Here is a 20,218-nt window from a genome sequence, read left to right on the forward strand (position 1 = left end):
CTTTGTTTGTTTTAAAAATTATGTAGTAAAGAAAGGAATATTAAAAAATGATTTTTTTGAAATCACTAGGGAGTATTTTCCCAATTATTGTTATGATTGCGATTGGATATATTTTGAAAAAAAGGCACTGGTTTCATCATACGTTTAGTGAAAATGTTTCAAAACTTATTACAAATGTAGCTTTGCCTTGTTCAATATTTTATTCAGTTTTGAAATATTTGAATATGGATGCCTTGAAAGAAGTGTCAAATCGTTTAGTTTTTACATTTGCTTCAGTTATTATTGGATATTTAGCTGCTTTTTTTGTGATAAAGATGGTAAAAATGAGAGATGGACGACGTGGTATCTTTTATAATGCTGTGGTAAATGCAAATACTATATTTATTGGGCTTCCGTTAAATATGGCACTTTTTGGAGAAGCCGCTTCAAAATATTATTTGATGTATTACATTACAAATACTGTGTCAATCTGGACATTGGGATACATGCTTTTAGCAGGAGATTCGATTGACGGCAGTAAAGATGGAAAAGGTGGATTTAATTTAAAAAAATTATTATCTCCTCCACTTATTGCTTTTGTGATAGCCTTTGCTGTACTTTTGTCAGGCATAAGAGTGATAACTCCAATTGTAGAAACTACCAAATATCTTGGAAGTGTTGTAACTCCTCTTGCGTTGCTGTATATAGGAATAGTGCTCGCAGATGCAGGGCTTCACAGTATTCGGTTTGATTTGGATACAAATTTGGCTTTACTTGGAAGATTTGTATTTTCGTCAATTGTCATGATAGTATTATTAAAAATTGCTGGACATTTTGTGCAGTTGAATGAACTGGAAATAAAGACGTTTGTGATACAGTCAGCAGCACCAGTGTTTGCAGCATTGCCAATTTTGGCTAATGAAACTAATGGGGATATTGGATATTCTACCAATGTAGTTACAACAAGTACAATTTTATTTATATTAGTAGTACCTGTTTTGATGAGTATTTTAAATATTATACATATATAATTTTGGAAAATCATTAATTTGATTTTCTTTTTTACGTAAAAACTTGATTTTTGAGCTTGCTTTTAAAGAGGTTTTAATATATGTCTTGAAATTAATAAAAAAATATGGTAAACTTTTATTAGTAGATGTATTAATAGAAATAAAAGATAAAATAAAACTTATAAAAATAATAATAAAATAGATTTCAAAAAATTTTAAAATCCAAAACTATGTTTTTTAAAATTTAATTATAAGGATATTTTTATAAAATATTTATATTGAATGAAATTGTAAACATTGGGAGGAAACGTGAAAAAATTAATCATATTAATTATTTTATTGGTGTCGGGTATTTCATTTTCAAAAACTTGTAATTGGATAAAAGATCCGAATATATATGTAACTAAGGAAATTGAACTTATAGGTCGTTCACGTCTGACAGGAAATATTTATTGCGATGTAGAACGTGATTTTATGACTTATTATGTTGGGCTAGATAATTTGGAAGTTGGATTAGTTTACAATATACGTGAAAGAAGAGAATTGACATATGAAAATATTTTTAAAATATTAATTGATTTTGAAAATGATATTGCAAAACTGATTCCTACAAATATTCCAAAAAAAGATGAAAAGAAAAAACCAAGATATTATACTTTCAGACTCTATGCTTATGATGCAACTAAAAAAGATACTTTTATGCTATTTAAATATATTTTAGACACAAATAAGATTGACGGGGACTGGAAAACATATTATAATAATGAAATTTTCTCCAAAACAAGCGAGAAAATGCGAAAAACATTGAAGGATAGCGGATATAATCCTACTGAAGATATTGTGTATTAATTAAGGGGAAAAATGGAATTAATTTTAGAAGAAGATATTGTATATAGAACAAAAATAAACGACTTTGGCGTAGAGCCGGTTAACAAAAGAATTATAACAACTGGAGAAAAGCTGATATATTTTAATAAAAATAAATTTGAAAAGGAAAGCGGCGGAAAAGTAAAAAACTGCGAAATTATAAAATATATAAAAGAAAAAAACCAGTTATTTGTTTCAAGTATGTTTTTTGTTTCGACTCCTAATGGTAAAGTTTATAAATGTGATGGAAATAAAAAGAAAATAGTTGAACTTGTATTTGATACAAATGATAACATAAAAGTAATGAATTTCATAACAAGCGGCAGGATTGTCTATATTGAAAAAAATTGTCTATTTTCCTATGATGTTGACACAGAGGAACTTATTTCTACAAAGTTGACAAGAACTAGAAAAAATGGAAATTACAAAATTTTCACAAGTGGAGAAAACGTTATAATCAAATTTAGGGAAGACCATAAACATATAAATACAATAAATATTTTTGAAAATAAATTAAAAAAAATATTTGAAGTAAAAACGGAAAATAATCACACTTACTCAAAAATAGTTGGACTTCAATATTTTGCAGGAACAGAAGATGGTGAAATAGAAATATGGAACATTTTGGATCAAGAGCTTTATAATTCAATAAAAATTTCTGACAGAAAAATAACGTACATTGAAGAATTTGAAGGGAAATATTTTATTGGTTTGGAAAGTGGAGAATTGGTAATTACAGATAGTAAATTTCATATTTTAAAACAGGAAAAAGTATTGAAGGAAGGAATTGTAAAAATTTGTGTAATTGAAGATGAAATTTATGTTATGGGGTGTGGAAATAGGATAGTTAAGTATAGGATGGTTTTATAAAAAGATATTTTATTTATTAAACACAGTTATTAATTTAGCTGTGATTTTTTTTTAAAATTCATTTTGTAATTTTAATTGTAAAAATTGTCTATAAATGTTATAATTTGGCGAAAAAATAAGTCAAAAAAATAATTAAAAATATAAAGAAAAATAAATAATTTTTAAGACTATCAAAATAAGATTTTAAAATCAAATCTAAATCATAAATTTATCTGTATTTAAAAGAGTTTTAAAAATATGAAAGAAATTGATGGAAAAGGAGAGGAAGTGATGAATGAGTTGGAAAATAATAAAATTAAGTTATATGGATTCAATAATTTAACAAAGACATTAAGTTTTAATATTTATGATATTTGCTATGCGGAAACAGAGAGGGAGCAGAAGGACTATATTGCGTATATTGACGAGCAATATAATTCAGAAAGGCTTACAAAAATACTTATTCGTGTTGCAGAAATGATAGGAGCACAAGTTTTGAATATATCAAAGCAGGATTATGAGCCACAAGGAGCTTCTGTAAATGTTTTAATTGCAGAAGAAAGAATAAGTCCTGAGAACATTGATAAATCTTGTAATCAAGGGAAACCATTCTTTGAGGAAATTGGGATAGATAGCCAGAGCATGAAAAAGGGAAATACAAGTCAAGACACTGATACAGTTCACGCTCATTTGGATAAAAGCCATATAACGGTGCATACTTTCCCAGAATACCATCCAGATAATTCAATTTCCACTTTTAGAGTGGATATTGATATTGCAACTTGTGGGGAAATTTCCCCACTAAATACGTTAAACTATCTGATAGACAGCTTTGATTCTGATATAATTACAATTGACTACAGAATACGTGGATTTACAAGAGATATTTCAGGAAAGAAATTTTTTACAGATCATAATATAACTTCTATTCAAGATTATATTGAGCCTGAAAAATTAAAAATATACGATGCAATTGACGTAAATGTATATCAGTCTAACATTTTCCATACAAAAATGCTAATAAAGGAAATCAGATTACAAAATTATCTATTCAATCAAGATGTTTATGAAATCGCACCTAAAAAAAGGCTGGAAATTACAGATAGACTTAGGAAGGAAATGATTGAAATTTATAGTGGAATGAATATTTATTAAGAACATTTTATACTTAAATTAAATATCAAAAAAAATATTTTTTATATTTTGGTTTCTAAAGTATTTTGATTAATAATAGTTTTTCACTTATTTTTATTTATATTAATTTTTTTAAAGTAGAGGTATCAAACGCCATACCTCTGCACTCCCGCTTCTCGAATTTCAATTTTACAGCAAAAGACAAAACTCGCTTTTAATAAAAGTTATTTTAATTTCATAAGGTTGTTATTTAATTCAAATATAACAGAAAAGCTCAAACAAGTTGTCTTTTACTGAAAAATTAAAATCTTGGAAATTTATAAAAAATTTTTTAATTATATTCATGAAAATAATAAGTAAAATAATTGTTATAATTGAATCAGAAATGTCGTGATTTTTTGGAAATAAAAATTACTAAACACATTTATGTGTTTTTTTCGCAATAATCTTTATAGTAAATTTATTTTGTAAAGTTTTATCAATTTTTATTTGCGAAAGTGAGCGAAGCGAGTTTAATTTTTGTTTTCAAAAAATGCTTAGACGAGCGGGGATTAGTGCGTAGCACTTTCGCCAAAATCTTCAGATATTATAATTTGAAGAAATTGAAATAACTAATATTGCGAAATAAAAGGGAATGGCGATTGTTCCCCTTTGCTTTTAAGAAAAAGAAAAAACATATAAATTACAAAAAAATAGTTACTAATCAAAATGTAAATGTACTTGTCTAAATGTTTAATAAAAAATTTTGGGATTTAAAATTATAAATAAATTAAAAAATATGAAAGGAGTTGAAGAAATGGGGAAAAATATTGATAAAGATAGACAAAATAAGACTGTTCTTTTTGATGCTTTAAAAAATCATCTTTCTAACAGAGTTGTGAGATTTGATGTGCCGGGGCATAAAGGAGGGCGTGGAAATAAGGAATTTCGAGATTTTATTGGGCTGGATGCGATGCAGATGGATGTTAATTCGATGAAGCCGCTTGATAATTTATGCCATCCAACTTCAGTTATTAAAGAGGCTCAGGATATAGCGGCAGAAGCTTTTGGGGCAGAAGAGGCTTATTTTATGGTAAGCGGGACGACTGGGGCTGTACAGGCTATGATTATGGCAACTTGCAAGGCTGGAGATAAAATTATTATTCCAAGAAATGTGCATAGAAGTGCCATTAATGCAATGGTAATTTCTGGAGCAATTCCAGTTTATATTAATCCCGGACTTAACAAGAAATTGGGAATATCTCTTGGGATGTCGATTAATGATGTGAAAAAGGCAATTCAGGAAAATCCTGATGCAAAAGCAATATTAGTGAATAATCCCACTTATTACGGAATTTGTTCAGATTTGAAATCTATTGTAAAGCTGGCACATGAAAATGATATGTTTGTGTTAGTTGACGAGGCACACGGAGCACATTTTTACTTTGATGAAAATTTACCAATTTCAGCTATGGAAGCTGGAGCAGATATGGCGGCAATTAGTATGCATAAGACAGGTGGTTCTTTAACACAAAGTTCGATTTTGTTAAGTGGTGAGAGAATAAACGCTGATTATGTTCGGCAAGTTATAAACTTGACTCAAACTACGAGTGCATCGTATTTACTTATGACTTCACTTGATGTGGCAAGAAAAAATTTGGCGATAAACGGAAGGGAACTTTTTGAAAAAACAGTTAAATTTGCAGAATATGCCAGAAATGAAATTAATAAACTAGGTGGGTATTATGCGTACGGGAAAGAACTGATTGATGGAGATTCGGTTTATGACTTTGATACGACAAAATTATCTGTGTATACAAAAGATATTGGGCTTGCTGGAATTGAAGTTTATGATATTTTGCGGGATGATTATGAAATTCAGATTGAATTTGGAGATTTGGGAAATATTTTGGCGATAATTTCGGCGGGAGACAGAGGTTTGGAAATAGAACGGCTAATATCTTCGCTTGCAGAAATTAAACGGCTTTACTCAAAAGACTCTACAGGAATGTTTGATCATGAATATATAAATCCTGATGTTGTGCTTCCGCCACAAAAAGCCTTTTATTCAGAAAAAGAAATGCTTCCTATAAAAGATAGTGCTGGTAAAATAAGCGGGGAATTTGTTATGGCTTATCCGCCAGGGATACCGATATTAGCACCAGGAGAACGAATTACTGAGGAAATCATAAATTATATCGAATATGCAAAGGAAAAAGGATGTCTATTAACAGGAACTGAGGATATGCATGTTGAAAAGATAAATGTTGTTTTAGAGTGAAAATTTTTGATGTAAAAACGCAGACCGTATCTGCGAAATTCCAATTAAAATAAATGAAAGAAGGAATTAAAAATGGTTGACAGCAGATTTTTGAAATTTTTTAATTATATTTTGCTAGTTGAAGGAAGCTACTCTAATGATAAGAATGATAAAGGCGGGGAAACAAAATATGGCATTACTAAGGAGCGAGCTAGAGAATGTGGATACAAAGGTAGTATGAAAGATTTAACAAAAGCAATGGCACAAAAAATTTATGAGGAAAAATATTATAAGGCTAGAAAATTGGATCAAGTGAAAAATGATAAAGTGGCACTAAGCATATTTGATTTTTCAGTAAATGCTGGGAGATATGGAATTAAAAAGGCTCAGGAGGCTGTGAACAAGGTTTATGGTAAAAATGTAATTAGTGTAGATGGAGCGGTTGGGCCTATGACATTAAAATATTTAAACGAAGTTAATCCAGCTAAATTTTTGATGGCTTATCATAATTTACAGCGTGAATATTACAAGTCTCTTGCTAAAAATAATGTAACTCAGAATGATTTTCTAGCTGGATGGCTGAACAGAGTTAAGGTTAAGGAAAATTATTTGAGAAATGTTTAATGAGTGTAAGAAATAGAATAAAATTATAAACAATGGAAAAGTTGAGGAATTTATAAAAAAATTTTAAAGTACAAAATATTGGAAATAAAAGGTTAGATATTAAAAAAAGGTAATACAAATTGAAAGGAGTGTAGCAGATGGAATTATGGTACACAGAAGAACATACGAAAAATGTTCGTTTTTCTATAAAGATTGATAAGCAGTTAGTTAGTGCAAAAAGTGATTTTCAGAGAATTGATATTTTTGAGTCGCCAGAATTTGGGCGATTTTTGACATTGGATGGATTTATGATGCTGACAGAAAAGGATGAGTTTATTTACCATGAGATGATAACTCACATTCCCATGGCTGTAAATCCTAAGGCTAAGAAAATATTGGTAATCGGTGCTGGAGATGGAGGTACTGTTCGTGAACTTGTAAAGTATGAACATATTGAGAGAATTGATATGGTGGAAATTGACAAGATGGTTGTCGATATTTGTCGAGAATACTTGCCTAAGACGGCAAATAAATTGGATAATGAAAGGGTACATATTTATTATGAGGATGGACTAAAATTCGTACGTTCAAAAACTGATGAATATGATATTGTAATTGTGGATTCGACAGATCCGTTTGGGCCTGGAGAAGATTTATTTACAAGAGAATTTTATGGAAATTGCTTTAATGCACTAAAAGAGGATGGAATTCTTGTGAATCAGCACGAAAGCCCATATTATGAGGCAGATGCCAAAGCGACAGCAAGAGCAAACAAACAATTAAGGGCGGTTTTCCCATTTGCGACAGTTTATCAGCTGCATATACCGACATATCCATCAGGACATTGGCTATTTGGTTTTGCTTCAAAAAAATACAATCCTGTAAAGGACTTGAAGACTGATGAATGGAATAAGTTTGGGATAGAAACAAGATATTATAATACAGAATTGCATAAAGGGGCTTTTGCATTGCCAAATTATGTGAAAGATTTAATAAAATAATTTAGAATAAAAAATGAGAAGGAGAGTTTATATGAAAAATAAAAATATACATACATTTATAGGGTGTGACAATGAATATAATGAGAGCAAAATCGCTATTTTTGGAGCACCATTTGATAGTACAACTTCGTTTAGACCAGGGACTAGATTTGCTTCGGCGGTTATGAGAAATGAGAGTTTTGGGATAGAAACTTATAGCCCTTATCAAGATAAGGATTTGGAGGATATTAAGGTTTTTGATGGAGGAGATTTGGAACTTTCGTTTGGAAATTCGGAAAGTACGTTGCAGGATATTCAGGATGAAACGGCAGAAATTTTGAAGGATGGTAAAATTCCGTTTATGATTGGTGGAGAGCATTCTGTTACATTGGGAGCTGTGAGAGCAGTTGCTGAAAAATATCCAGATTTGCATATTATCCAGTTTGATGCACATACAGACTTGAGAGATGAGTATTTAGGGCAGTATTATTCACATGCTTCTGTAATTAGAAGATGTTGGGACATTGTTGGAGATGACAGAATTTTTCAGTTTGGAATAAGAAGTGGGGAAAGAGATGAATGGAAATTTGCAAAGGAACATCTCCATACAACAAAATTTAATTTTGATGGACTTGATGAAGTTGTAGAAAAATTAAAAGGAAAACCTGTGTATTTTACATTGGATCTAGATGTACTTGATCCATCGGAATTTCCTGGAACTGGAACGCCTGAAGCTGGAGGAGTTACTTTTGTGGAACTACATAAGGCAATAGAAAAAATTTCGCAGTTAAATATTGTTGGGCTTGACATGAACGAATTATCGCCTGTATATGATCAGTCTGGGCAATCTACGGCACTAGCTTGCAAACTGCTTAGGGAAATTCTGCTGTTTATTTATAAATAGTCTAGTTTGGTATTGACCAGGTAAAAAGGGAGGAATGTTAAATGAAGAAAAAACTGCCAATAGGAATATCAGATTTTAAAAAAATAATAGACGGAAATTACTATTATTTTGATAAAACAGAATTGATAAAAAGCATTATAGGAGAACCTGGCGAAGTTAGGCTGTTTACACGTCCAAGAAGATTTGGAAAAACACTTAATATGTCGATGATAAAATATTTTTTTGATATTGAAAATAAAAATGGAAATAAAAAGCTGTTTGAGAATTTAAAAATTTCTGAAAATGAGTATTTTGAAAAGCAGGGAACCGCTCCAGTTATTTCGATTTCATTTAGGAATTATGATGAAAGTAGCTGGGGAAATGGGTTTGAGATGATAAAAAATACAATTTCGGATTTATATGATGAATTTGAATTTGTAAAGGAAAATTTAAGTGCGAGAAAAAAAGAAAAATACGATTCAATTTTATTTAACAGAGCAACAGAAGCAACATGGAAATTATCCTTGCTGGATTTAACAAAATATCTATATGAATATTATGGACAAAAAGTGGTAGTGCTAATAGACGAGTATGATCAGCCGATAATTGATTCATACGTGAAAGGCTATTATCAAGAAGCAATTAGCTTTTTTAAAACATTTTATGGAGTTGTCCTAAAGGATAATAATTATCTGGAAATGGGAATTATGACTGGGATTTTGAGAGTTGCAAAGGAAAATATATTTTCTGGATTGAATAATTTAAGAGTTCATACAATTCTGGACAATAGATTTACAGAATATTTTGGGATTACGGAAAGTGAAGTTGAGCAGGCTTTAAAGGATTTTGATTTAGAATTTGAACTTAAAGATGTCCAACGATGGTACAATGGATATTTGTTTGGAGATATAAAAGTTTACAATCCGTGGTCGATTATTAATTTTCTGAATGATGAAAAATTAAAGTCGTACTGGGTAAATACGAGTGGAAATGAATTGATAAAATTATATTTAAAAAAACTCAAAAATGAGATTTTTGATGATTTTTCAAAACTTTTGAATAAAAAATCCATTTTAAGAAGAATAGATGAGAATATGACTTTTGCAAACTTGGAAGCAAATTATGAAGAAAATATATGGAATTTGTTTTTTCACAGCGGTTATTTGACATTGGCAGAAGAAGTTCAAGATGATGAGGAACAAGTTTATTTGAAAATTCCGAATGAAGAAATATTAAAAATGTTTTCAAAAATGTTTATAGAAGTATATTTTGAGAATTATAACAGCTTTTATAATATGGTATATTCCTTGAAAAATGGAGATATCGAAATTTTTAAGAAGGAATTAAGAAAAATTTTATTGGAAAACGTGGGAATATTGGATGTAAGCGGAGTTTATAAAGAGCAATTTTATCATGGCTTAATGCTTGGAATAATTTTGACTTTGAAAAATGAGTATGAAATAACTTCAAATAATTTTGCCGGGAAAGGCAGATATGATTTGCTTTTGAAGCCTAAAAATATGGAAAAAAGAAAAGAAGGGATTATTTTGGAATTGAAGGTTGTAAATGCAATGGAAAATTTGAGTGAAGATAAAATTTTTGAAAAATTAGAGAATGAGTGTGATATTGCACTACAGCAGATTGAAAAGAAAGAATATGCTTCTGTATTAAAAAATTCTGGAGTTGAGAATGTATTGAAAATTGGGATAGCATTTTTTGGAAAAGAAGTAGCAGTTAAATTTGATAGAAATTATAGTTAATACTAAATCCAATTTATATTAGATGTGTTCGCTAACCTAAGTTTTTTTATTTCCACAAGGGGTCTTGACCCCTTGCTTTAGAATATTTGTTTTATTAAATATTCACTATTTAAATGGGGAATAGTATAAAGTTATAAATTATTTTACAGATTAAAAATACATTTATAAAAAATTGTGAGTTTTGAGGAGGTTTTACAATGATTGACAAAATAAAGGAATTGGAAAATCTTGAGAATAAGTATAAGGAGATTGGGAAATTAAATTCGGAGATAGAATCAATAATTGCAAATATAAAAAATGAGGCTGGAATAAGCAGGGAAAAGGAACTCTTGGAAGAGAATGAAAGGCTATCAAAAGATTTAAAGGCATTTCATGAAAAGATGAAAGATAGGGAAGAGGAAATTGGAAGGCTTAAAAATAGTAATGCAGTGCTTATTGAGGAATTGAAGGAAGCGAAAAAGGTTAGGAAAAATGGTGAGATTGATAAGTTTCAGAATATTTTGGCGGAGAAGATGAATGTGGAATTGGAAAGTGGAGTGACTAGAAGGCTTTCTAATTATGCAGAGGAGATGAAGAGAAAAGTAAAAATGCTGGAAAGAAATCTTTCTCACGAATTTTCAGATGAAGCTGATTCATTAAGAGATGAACTCAAAAAAATTAATGGAAAAATTGGTGATTTTTTAGAGAAAAGTAACAGGAAAACTTTTGAAAATAAGGTATTTCTTCAAGAAGAATCTTCGGTGTTTCATAATAAGATAAAGGAAGAAGCGGCTTTAAAGGAAGGGGAATTTCTTTTTGAAAAAGAGAAAAAAAGATTTGTATTTGAAAAACTTATTGGACTTAAAGGATTTAACTTTTTAGGGATAATATCAATCTTTTTGGGAGTTTTTTTGGTATTTCGGACACAGTTTGTAAAAATTCTTTCAAATAATTATGTAAAAAGTTCGGCGTCGTATTTGCTTGGGATGTTTTTTCTTTTTGCTGGAGAAAAATTTTATCAGAAAAATAAAAAGCATTTTGCAGTTGGGCTGATTGGCGGTGGAATTGGGATTCTTTATTTGACTACGCTTCTTTCTACGTTATATCTCAAACTTTATCCAATGACAGCAGGACTTTTTATATCGGTAATACTGACAGGGCTAGTTGTGATTCTTTCATTGCGATATGATAGCCAGATAATTGGAGTATTGTCGCTGATTGGTGGATATTTGCCTTACGGAGCTTATATTTGGGTGAATAAGAGCAATGTCCAGATTTATTATGTTTTGGCATATTCTTTGATTTTGCAGGGAATTGTGCTTGGAGTTTCTTGGAAAAAGGACTGGCTATACAGCAAGATTTTTGGATTTGTTACAGGTGTAGTAAATATGACGGGGCTAGTTTATTATTTGAATCATAGTATTCACGACAAGATTACGGCGTTTTTCTACATCGTAATTTTCACAACAGCATACAGTTTTATTTTCCTAAATTCTCACAAAAAAGAAAATCGCCAAAGTAACATAATCGACTATATATTTCTAAGTTTAAATCTAATTATAAAATTTTCATTGATTTACAGCCTGTTTGACAAGACAACGCCAAGTTGGCTAAAAGCGGTATTAGTTGCAACAGTCGGAATAATTTACGGATTTTTTGGCGACAGGCTCAAGGACAACAAAGTTGCAAAAATCTTTTATATCGTTGCATTAGGAAGTTTTATCCTGATTATCCCGTTAATTGTGCCAGAAAAATTTGTTGTGGTTGCGTGGGGTGCTGAAACTGCACTATTATATTTCTTTTATAGAAAATATAAAAATAAAGAAATGCGATACGGAACGATTGCAATTTATCTAGTTTCGCTGGTAAGTAATTTGATTGTGCGGGAAGAAAAATATTTGCTTGTGTATATTCAGGATTTGATGATAATATCTTTTTCATTTGTGCTTTATTTCCTGATAAAACAAAAAAGTTACAAGACAGAAGTTAGGATTTTAAATGGAATATTCAAATATCTGATTTTTACATATTCAGTATTTTTTATAAATAAAGTTGTTATTAATGCTGTTACTTCATTTAAAGTAATAAATTATGGTGAAGATATATTTTTGAGTTTATTAGTTTCGCTTTTTGTTTTAAGAACAGTAACGTATAAAGCGAAAAAATTACAAGACAGTTTTAGTTTGAAATTCTTGATAATAATTGAAATAATTTATTTGTTATTCATAAATATGATTAATCTTATCCTGTATTTTTTTGGTTGGAGTTCGGATATATTAAAAGAAAGAGTATCAATAAGTTATATATTTCCGTTCTTTTTGCCAATTGTAATAAATATATATTTATTTATGGTTGCTAAAAATGATATTCATTTATGCTTTTTCAAAAAAAATGAGAAAAAACCATTGTGGATACTGGGAGAATCAATATATTTCCTTTGTGTAGCAAATATTATTTTACGAATATACGAACAGTCAAATATGCTATTTTTAGGAGCTGGATTGGCTTTGGATATAGTTGGACTGCTATTATGTGGATACTTAGTCTGGAAAGGGTTTAAAGTGCCAAATAGGAATGTTAGAAGAATTGGGCTTGGAATAGGAATATTTTTTGTGGCAAAAAGTTTTTTATGGGATTTCTTACGATTTGATAATTCCTATAAGTTGATTGCTTACTTTAGTATGGGGGCTATTTTGATTGGAACTTCCTATATTTATCAGACGGCTTTGAAAAAGTTGGAGCAGGAAGTTAAAGAGAGTTTGAGTGACACGGATTTTGGGAAAGGTGAGAAAAATGAAGAAAATAACTAAGATAATATTGTTTTTATTTTTATTGACAATTGTTCAACTTTTTTCCAGCCAGTATTTTAAAACTATAAAAATAACAGGAAAGTCTACATACAAGCAATTTTTTTTGACAGAGGATATTTATGAGAACAGTAAAAATAATCTTGGAGATATACGGATAATCGATAAGAATGGGAAAGAAGTTCCTTATGTTATTGAAACTGGAAAAGAGCAGGAAAAGCACAGTGAAAAAATTGTGGCAAGGGAAAAAATAGATGAAGTATTGACGAAAAAGGATAAAATGGAATTTATTGTAAAATTTAATTCTGATAGTTTGTTAAAGGATATAATTGGAAACAGGCTTGTGCTGATTTCTTCCAAAAATTTTTACAGCGAATATATTTTGCTTGGAAGTAATAACGGTACAGATTGGGAACAGATAACTTCGGGAGAAATTTATAAGACACCTGATAAGGCAAACTTGACAATAGAATTTTCGGAAAAAAGATATGAATTTTATAAAGTTGTAACGCCGTTAGATAAAGGGAATATTTTTAGTGAAGCAATTTTGAAATTGTCAAATAGTGAGGCTCGAAAACTTAAAACTGTAGGGACAAAATTAGATTATAAAGTTGAGCAGGAAGGAAAAAATACAATTTTGAAAATCAAGAGCAAGTTTTTGCCGTTAAAAAATATTGTTCTAGATGTAAATGATGAGTTTCAGAGAAATTATGCTGTGAGAAGCGGAGATAATTTTTATGCAGAAGGGATAATTTCTAAAGTTGGGGAAAAGTCAAATTTGATAATAAATTTAGAAAATGTTCCAAAATTGTCTGAAATAATCGTTGAAATACAGAATGGAGATAATTCACCGCTCAAAATAAATGGAGTAACAGGAAACTATGTTCCAGACAGAATTGTGTTTAGGGCGACAGAAGGGGAAGATTATAAAATAACCTTTGGAGATGAAAGTTTAGATAAGCCTGAGTACGATATTGCGGAATTTGCTGATTCAATAAAAGAACGTGATGAAGTTTTTGTAGGAACATTGGAAAAGGCAGATATAAAGAAAGTTTCAAAGCCAAGAGATTACACGGTTTATTATAATGTTTTTATAGGGGTGGTTGTGGTAATATTAATTGGATTTATGGTAAATAAAATAAATAAAAATAAAAAATAGAAGAGGAGAATGAATTATGAGTATTGTATTTATTTTAATAGGAATTTTGGTAGTTTTGGTTGTAATGGGAATGGGAATTTATAATAAATATATTAGACTAAAAAATCTGAATGAAGAAGGTTGGAGTGGAATAGGCGTATATTTGCAAAAAAGGCTGGATTTGATACCAAATCTTGTTAATACTGTTAAAGGTTATGCAACGCATGAAAAGGAAACGCTGGAAAATGTGGTAAAATTGAGAAGTCAAATGATGTCGATTGATACAAAGGATATTGATAATATTGAAAAAATTCAAAAACTTGAAAATGAAATGACAAAAACGTTAAGATCAATAATGATGTTACAGGAAAATTATCCAGACTTGAAGGCAAATGAAAACTTTTTGAGCCTGCAATCTCAATTGACTCAAATAGAAACAGAAATTCAAAGTTCAAGAAAATATTACAATGGAACAGCAAGAGACAGAAATACTTTTGTGGAAACTTTTCCGAATAATATTTTTGGTGGAATTTTTGGATTTAAAAAAGCTGAGTTCTTTAATGCTGTGGAAGGAGCAGAAAAAGCGCCAGAAGTTAAGTTTTAAAAAATTTTAGTAAAATTATCGTGAAGGAAATAACTTTATGGAAATAAGTTTGACTCAAATAATAATTTTATTGATAATGTTAGTAACATTGGCGATTTATAGTTATATTACGTGGAAAAAATTTGGGAAGGATTCTGTCGATGAAATTATTTCGGTATCAGAGCCACCTAAAGAAATTTCGGCAATGATGGCTGCTTATATAAATAGTTCTCAGAAAGAAATATCAAATTATTTGGTATATATTGGATTGCTGGAGTTGATAAGCAAAGGATTTGTAATAATTGAAGATTGTGTTGACTTTAAAAAATATAATAAAGTTAAGAAAAATTCAAAAATGACAGAAGATGAATACGAAATAAAAAAAGATAAAAAAACTGTTGAAATCATTGACATTGAAAAATATTATAGACAGATAAGCAAGAAGAAGTATGGGTTCAATATGGAAAAAGTCAATGATTATGGGTGCAGGCAGTGGGAACTTTCGGAAGAGGAGAGAATGGTTCTGGAATTTTTAATTGAATATGATAAGGACAGTATTCTTGGGCATAAAAAGAGTATTATGGAGCAATTTTTTAAAATTCTTGAAGTTTTGAAGGAAAAATTTGCTGGAAGAGGAAACTACACTTTCTTGTATTTAATTGGAATAAAGTCTATAAAAAAGGAAAGATGGGATAAAAGGCTTTATAATTCAAATTGGAAGTTTAAAATATTTTACATAGTTATAATATTTTTGTTTGGAATTTTTCTTTTTATTTTTGAAGGATTAGAGGGAATTGTGCCATTAATTATTTTTTTTCCTATGTATTTTTGGGCAATGTTATTATCAGATTTGCTTTTTGTAATTTTAAAAAATAAAATGTTTCCGATGGTTATTAGGTTAGCAGTTTTTATTTTAATAGGTCTATTTGAAGTTATTATATTATTTTTTTCTGGACTTATGGTTTATGAACTTGGAATATCGGGGATAATTCTAACTTTAGTTGCTATTCTTCAGTTTTTTTATTTTAAAAATATTGGAAAATATACAGATAGAGGAATTGAAGTCAAAAGAAATCTAGAAGGATTGAAGAAATCCATAAAAAGTGGTGAAAATAGAAAATTCGAGAATATAGAAGAGATGATTTTGTATTTTAAAAAAATTTTACCATTTTCACAGTCTTTGGAAGTGCAGAAGCATGTTGTAAAGATGGTGGAAAAATCTATAGAAATATCAGGATTTAATGATAAAAAGGAATATATTGAAAATATGCTTAATATATTTATTTATAAAAATGATAAATTTATGAAATCGTTTGGGAATGAGATATTTACAAACGAGATATTGGAAGGAAATTACTATGAAAAGTTTTAGCAACCGAAAATGGAAGAGTATTTTTTCAATAATGTTTGTATTTTTCACATTATTTTTTCTGAATGTCAGTTCATTAATAGCTGAGACAATAAAAAAATATGATGTCTCAATCCAGATTAATAAAAATGGAACATTGACAATAAATGAAACAATAGACTATGATTTTGGTGATAAACTTGATAAGCATGGGATTATTAGAAGGATTCCCCTGCCTTCAAAAAAAAGCGGAATAGATATTTATAAATCCCATGTAAAGATGAATTCTGTAAAAAGAAATGGTGAACCTGAAAAATATAAAACTAAAAAATCTTCTGGAGAAATAGCTTATAAGATAGGTTCTGAAGATAAATATGTGGATTCAGGTGTAAGTAAATATGAGTTTAATTATACAATGTATAATGCAGTATTTGAAAAGGACGGAATCTATCAGGTATATTTTAATCCGATAGGACAGTTCTGGAAAGTTCCCATTGAAAGTGGAGACGTGAACATAAGTTTTGAAAATAATGAACCTATAGGAGAAAATGAAATTCAGCAGCTGAAAGTATTTACAGGGAAATATGGAGAAACTGGAGAAAATTATACTATAGTTCAGAAAAGCGGGATTATAAAAATAAAAACCAATGAAGTTCTGGAACCGCTTAACGGAATGACTTTCCGTCTAAATTTAAAGACAGATAAGATAAATCCTACATGGCTTGATAAACTGAAAGTTCTTTATTATGCAGTCCCTCTTGTTGCAGTGGGTTCTGTAGTAATTTTAATGCTCTTCATATATGGATTTGTAACATGGTTACTGTTTAGACCGGTTTCTTTAAGAAAAGCGATTGTTCCTGAATTTAATATACCGAAGGATATTTCTCCCATGTATGCCGGATATATCAAAGGTGTGAAAAAACCTAAAGAAATCTTGACGATAGGAATGCTGTCACTCCTTTCAAAAGGCTATGTAACAGCGGAGGACAAAGAAGGAAACGGAAAAAATGTAAAATACAGGCTCGTAGCAAATACTGAAGGAAATCCTGAACTTTCAATTGAAGAGGCGACACTTCTTAATGCGCTTTCAGATGATGAAGAGAATATATTTAAAAATGATAAAAGTTATTTCAGTTATCAAAAAAATAGAAAGAGTGGATTCGAAGATGAAAAGAATCTTTATGAAGCTTGACAAAATATAATGAGTATGCTTGAAAATAAATATAACTCAAGGGCATATGAAACTAATGATAAATTTTCATATCCTTTTATTTTAGGAATGGTTTTAGTTATTACTGTAGGAATGATTAACAGAGGAACAAATTCCCGGGCAAATGGATTATTTGATGATATAGCTTTTGTAGCATTTAATTTTCTTATTTCGTGTGGTATTGCAGCTGTTATTTATGTTTTTATGGAGAACCTGTTTTCAGAAAAAAAAATATTTCCTGCCATTTTAAAAGGAGGGATAGCAATATTTCTGCTAATAAAAACAGGAGTAATAGGTGTTATTATAGGAATCATTCCAGTAATGTATATAATTTATTCTAAACTTATGAAAAAATACATGGAGGAAAGTCTAAGACAGGAAGAGCATCTTGATGGAATGAAAATGTATATAAAAACTGCCGAAGCAAACCAGATTATGAAATTTAACGATGTGGATGAGCTTGTGGAATATTTCAAAGGTATTTTACCTTATGCAGTTGCTCTCGGAGTCAAGAATAAAGCGATAAAATTGTTAGAAAATACGATAAACCTATATAATTTTGATGAAAATATACAGGATGAAATAAACAGAAGAGTTTACTATGACTCGTATGATAGTAAATTCCTGTTAAATACAATTTCAAGAGAATATGATAAAGTAAGAGAAGAAATGGGTGTAAGTGAAGGCGGATTTTCAAGTGATGGTGGCTTCTCTGGCGGTGGTTCCGGTGGAGGAGGTGGAGAAAGCTGGTAGGGATATTGGCTTTTTATGATTTTTACATAAATTTTAAATTTATATAATTTTTAAAGTTTGATACTGAAAAAGTTTTAGAATAACTAAAAATAAGGATAGATAAAGTATGATATTTCAAAATAAAAAATTTTCAATATTATTTATGTTTATGGTGATGTTTTTATTTAATTCAAGCAGGCTTGCTGCAGTAATATTGCATAGTGAAAAAATAAGAAATTATGAAGTTACAGTGCAAATTAATAAAAATGGCACGCTGACTGTAAATGAAGTGATTGACTATGAATTTGACGGTGTGGCAAAGCACGGTATTTATAGGGATATTCCGTTACGTTCAAAGAAAAACGGCGTGGATATTTACAAATCTTATATAAAAATGAATTCAATAAAGAGAAACGGTATTTCTGAAGAATACTCTACGAAACTTTTTGATGAAGGTATTAGATATAGGGTTGGTTCTGCAGACAGATTTGTGGAAAATGGCGTAAATAGATACGAATTCAATTATGTGATTTATAATGCAGTGTTTGAAAAAAATGGAATTTATCAGGTTTACTTTAATGCAATTGGTCAATTTTGGCAAGTTCCTATTGAAAAAGCTACGGTAAATATAAAATTTGCAAATGGAGAACCTGTTTTAAAAAATGAAATTAGGCAATTAGATATTTTTACAGGTGAATATGGACAAAGTGGGAAAGATTATATTACAAATTTGAATAATGGAACTGTTGAAATTAAAACAAATAAGGTTTTAGAGGCATATAGCGGATTAAGTTTTCGTCTGAATTTAAAAACAGATAATATAAGCCCAACATTTTGGGATAAATTACAGACACTTTATTATGCTCATCCTTTAATTGCTGTAGGACCGATTATAATAATAATTCTAGCAATTTATGGATTTGTAACGTGGTATATATTTGGAAGAGATGTAAATAAAAAGGCAATTGTTCCTGAATTTAACATACCAAAGGACATTTCAGCCATGTATGCGGCTTACATCAATGGAGAAAGAGAGCCAAAAGAAATACTAACAATCGGAGTGCTTTCATTACTTTCTAAAGGTTATATTGAAGCTAATGATGAAGAAGGTAATGGAAGAAATGTAGAATATACATTGTCTGACAGTAGAAAAAGCAAACCTGAATTAGCAGAAGAAGAAAAGATTGTTTTTAATGCTCTTTCTGATAATGGATATATATTTAAAAAAGAAAGAAGCCTTTACGATGCTTCAAATAAAATATTAAAATCATTTGAAAAAGAGTATAAAAAGAAAGTTTACAAGGATAATAACATTTTTAATATTGTATTTATTGTAGGTATGATTATAGTTTTTATGATTTCGTCAACTGCAAGCAGCGGGACAGCAGGTATTTCTGATGGCATTTCTGGAGCAGTTTCTCTAGTTATGGTTGCTATTTTCTTTGGAATAGTATTAAATACGATTTTTTCAATTATCAATAATATTTATGGAAATAATAGCAAATTTTTAAAAATTATTAAGTGGATTGCAGTATTATTCTTTTCATTAATATATGGAGTTTTAAATTTCATTATAATTGCAATAATTATGGCAATGTATGTTATTTATTCAAAAATAATTGGAAGATATACTGTTGATGGAATGAGAAAAAAAGAATACTTAGATGGTATGAAAATGTACATAAAGACTGCTGAAGCAAATCAGATTATGAAATTTAATGATGTAGATGAACTGGTAGCCTATTTTAAAGGAATATTACCTTATGCAGTAGCTCTTGGTGTAAAGAATGAAGCAGTAAAACTTATGAAGAATACAATAAAACTTTATGATTTTGATGAAAGTACATATTCTTACATAAATAGAGGAGTACATTTTAATTCATACAATAATTTCTTTTTATCAGATATGATTTCAAGAGGTTATAACAATGCATACAATGAAATAGCAGAAGAAAGATTTAGCACTTTGAGAGAAAACTCTAGAAATTCGAGCGGAAGCGGTTTTGGCGGAGGCGGATTTTCAAGTGGTGGAGGCTTCTCTGGCGGAGGTTCCGGTGGGGGAGGTGGAGGAAGCTGGTAGAAATACTGGCTTTTTCTGATTTTTACATAAATTTTAA

The 20,218-nt window shown here is 29.7% G+C and carries 16 protein-coding genes; all 16 read left to right on the top strand.

Going from position 1 to position 20,218, the window contains the following annotated elements; genetic code table 11:
• The first annotated feature begins 47 nt into the window (after nt 1-47).
• The 16 genes from ACZ5B9_RS03510 (at nt 48) to ACZ5B9_RS03585 (ending at nt 20,181) form a co-directional block, all read left to right on the top strand.
• Nucleotides 48-1,010 carry an AEC family transporter gene (locus tag ACZ5B9_RS03510; RefSeq protein WP_464423379.1) on the top strand — a complete coding sequence of 321 codons (963 nt, stop codon included), beginning with the start codon at nt 48-50 and terminating at the stop codon, nt 1,008-1,010.
• Nucleotides 1,011-1,298: 288 nt separating this feature from the next.
• Nucleotides 1,299-1,838 (top strand): hypothetical protein, encoded by a 540-nt coding sequence (locus ACZ5B9_RS03515; protein ID WP_036071185.1) that lies wholly within the window; start codon nt 1,299-1,301, stop codon nt 1,836-1,838.
• A 12-nt stretch (nt 1,839-1,850) separates the two neighbouring features.
• A complete protein-coding gene (locus ACZ5B9_RS03520; protein WP_464423380.1) occupies nt 1,851-2,726 on the top strand; it encodes a hypothetical protein in 876 nt (291 codons plus the stop codon).
• 237 nt (nt 2,727-2,963) lie between these two features.
• Nucleotides 2,964-3,860 (top strand): adenosylmethionine decarboxylase, encoded by an 897-nt coding sequence (gene speD, locus ACZ5B9_RS03525; protein WP_464423381.1) that lies wholly within the window; start codon nt 2,964-2,966, stop codon nt 3,858-3,860.
• Between the two features lie 775 nt (nt 3,861-4,635).
• Entirely contained in the window at nt 4,636-6,099 is a 1,464-nt protein-coding gene (locus tag ACZ5B9_RS03530; RefSeq protein ID WP_464423382.1) for an aminotransferase class I/II-fold pyridoxal phosphate-dependent enzyme, read from the top strand.
• Nucleotides 6,100-6,171: 72 nt separating this feature from the next.
• Nucleotides 6,172-6,702 (top strand): glycoside hydrolase family 108 protein, encoded by a 531-nt coding sequence (locus ACZ5B9_RS03535; RefSeq protein ID WP_464423383.1) that lies wholly within the window; start codon nt 6,172-6,174, stop codon nt 6,700-6,702.
• Nucleotides 6,703-6,839: 137 nt separating this feature from the next.
• Nucleotides 6,840-7,682: a polyamine aminopropyltransferase gene (speE, locus tag ACZ5B9_RS03540; RefSeq protein WP_464423384.1), complete on the top strand. Its 843-nt coding sequence runs from the start codon at nt 6,840-6,842 to the stop codon at nt 7,680-7,682.
• Between the two features lie 31 nt (nt 7,683-7,713).
• Nucleotides 7,714-8,565 (top strand): agmatinase, encoded by an 852-nt coding sequence (speB, locus tag ACZ5B9_RS03545; protein ID WP_464423385.1) that lies wholly within the window; start codon nt 7,714-7,716, stop codon nt 8,563-8,565.
• 41 nt (nt 8,566-8,606) lie between these two features.
• Complete coding sequence (locus ACZ5B9_RS03550) at nt 8,607-10,304, top strand: AAA family ATPase (protein WP_464423386.1); 1,698 nt, start codon at nt 8,607-8,609, stop codon at nt 10,302-10,304.
• 197 nt (nt 10,305-10,501) lie between these two features.
• Nucleotides 10,502-13,093, top strand: a complete 2,592-nt coding sequence (locus ACZ5B9_RS03555; RefSeq protein WP_464423387.1) for a DUF2339 domain-containing protein — start codon at nt 10,502-10,504, stop codon at nt 13,091-13,093.
• A complete protein-coding gene (locus ACZ5B9_RS03560) occupies nt 13,077-14,249 on the top strand; it encodes a hypothetical protein (RefSeq protein WP_464423388.1) in 1,173 nt (390 codons plus the stop codon). Before ACZ5B9_RS03555 ends, ACZ5B9_RS03560 begins: the two co-directional genes overlap by 17 nt.
• A 16-nt stretch (nt 14,250-14,265) precedes the next feature.
• Nucleotides 14,266-14,832, top strand: coding sequence for a LemA family protein (locus tag ACZ5B9_RS03565; RefSeq protein ID WP_464423389.1), 567 nt, complete (start codon nt 14,266-14,268; stop codon nt 14,830-14,832).
• A 37-nt stretch (nt 14,833-14,869) separates the two neighbouring features.
• The gene (locus ACZ5B9_RS03570; RefSeq protein ID WP_464423390.1) at nt 14,870-16,183 is read left to right on the top strand and encodes a DUF2207 family protein; all 1,314 of its coding nucleotides are present in this window, start codon (nt 14,870-14,872) and stop codon (nt 16,181-16,183) included.
• Nucleotides 16,170-17,351 carry a DUF2207 domain-containing protein gene (locus ACZ5B9_RS03575; protein ID WP_464423391.1) on the top strand — a complete coding sequence of 394 codons (1,182 nt, stop codon included), beginning with the start codon at nt 16,170-16,172 and terminating at the stop codon, nt 17,349-17,351. Before ACZ5B9_RS03570 ends, ACZ5B9_RS03575 begins: the two co-directional genes overlap by 14 nt.
• 9 nt (nt 17,352-17,360) lie before the next feature.
• Complete coding sequence (locus ACZ5B9_RS03580; protein WP_464423392.1) at nt 17,361-18,122, top strand: DUF2207 family protein; 762 nt, start codon at nt 17,361-17,363, stop codon at nt 18,120-18,122.
• A gap of 106 nt (nt 18,123-18,228) precedes the next feature.
• Entirely contained in the window at nt 18,229-20,181 is a 1,953-nt protein-coding gene (locus tag ACZ5B9_RS03585; RefSeq protein ID WP_464423393.1) for a DUF2207 domain-containing protein, read from the top strand.
• The last annotated feature ends 37 nt before the right edge of the window (nt 20,182-20,218 follow it).

This window comes from Leptotrichia sp. SK-5 (genome assembly GCF_055387215.1).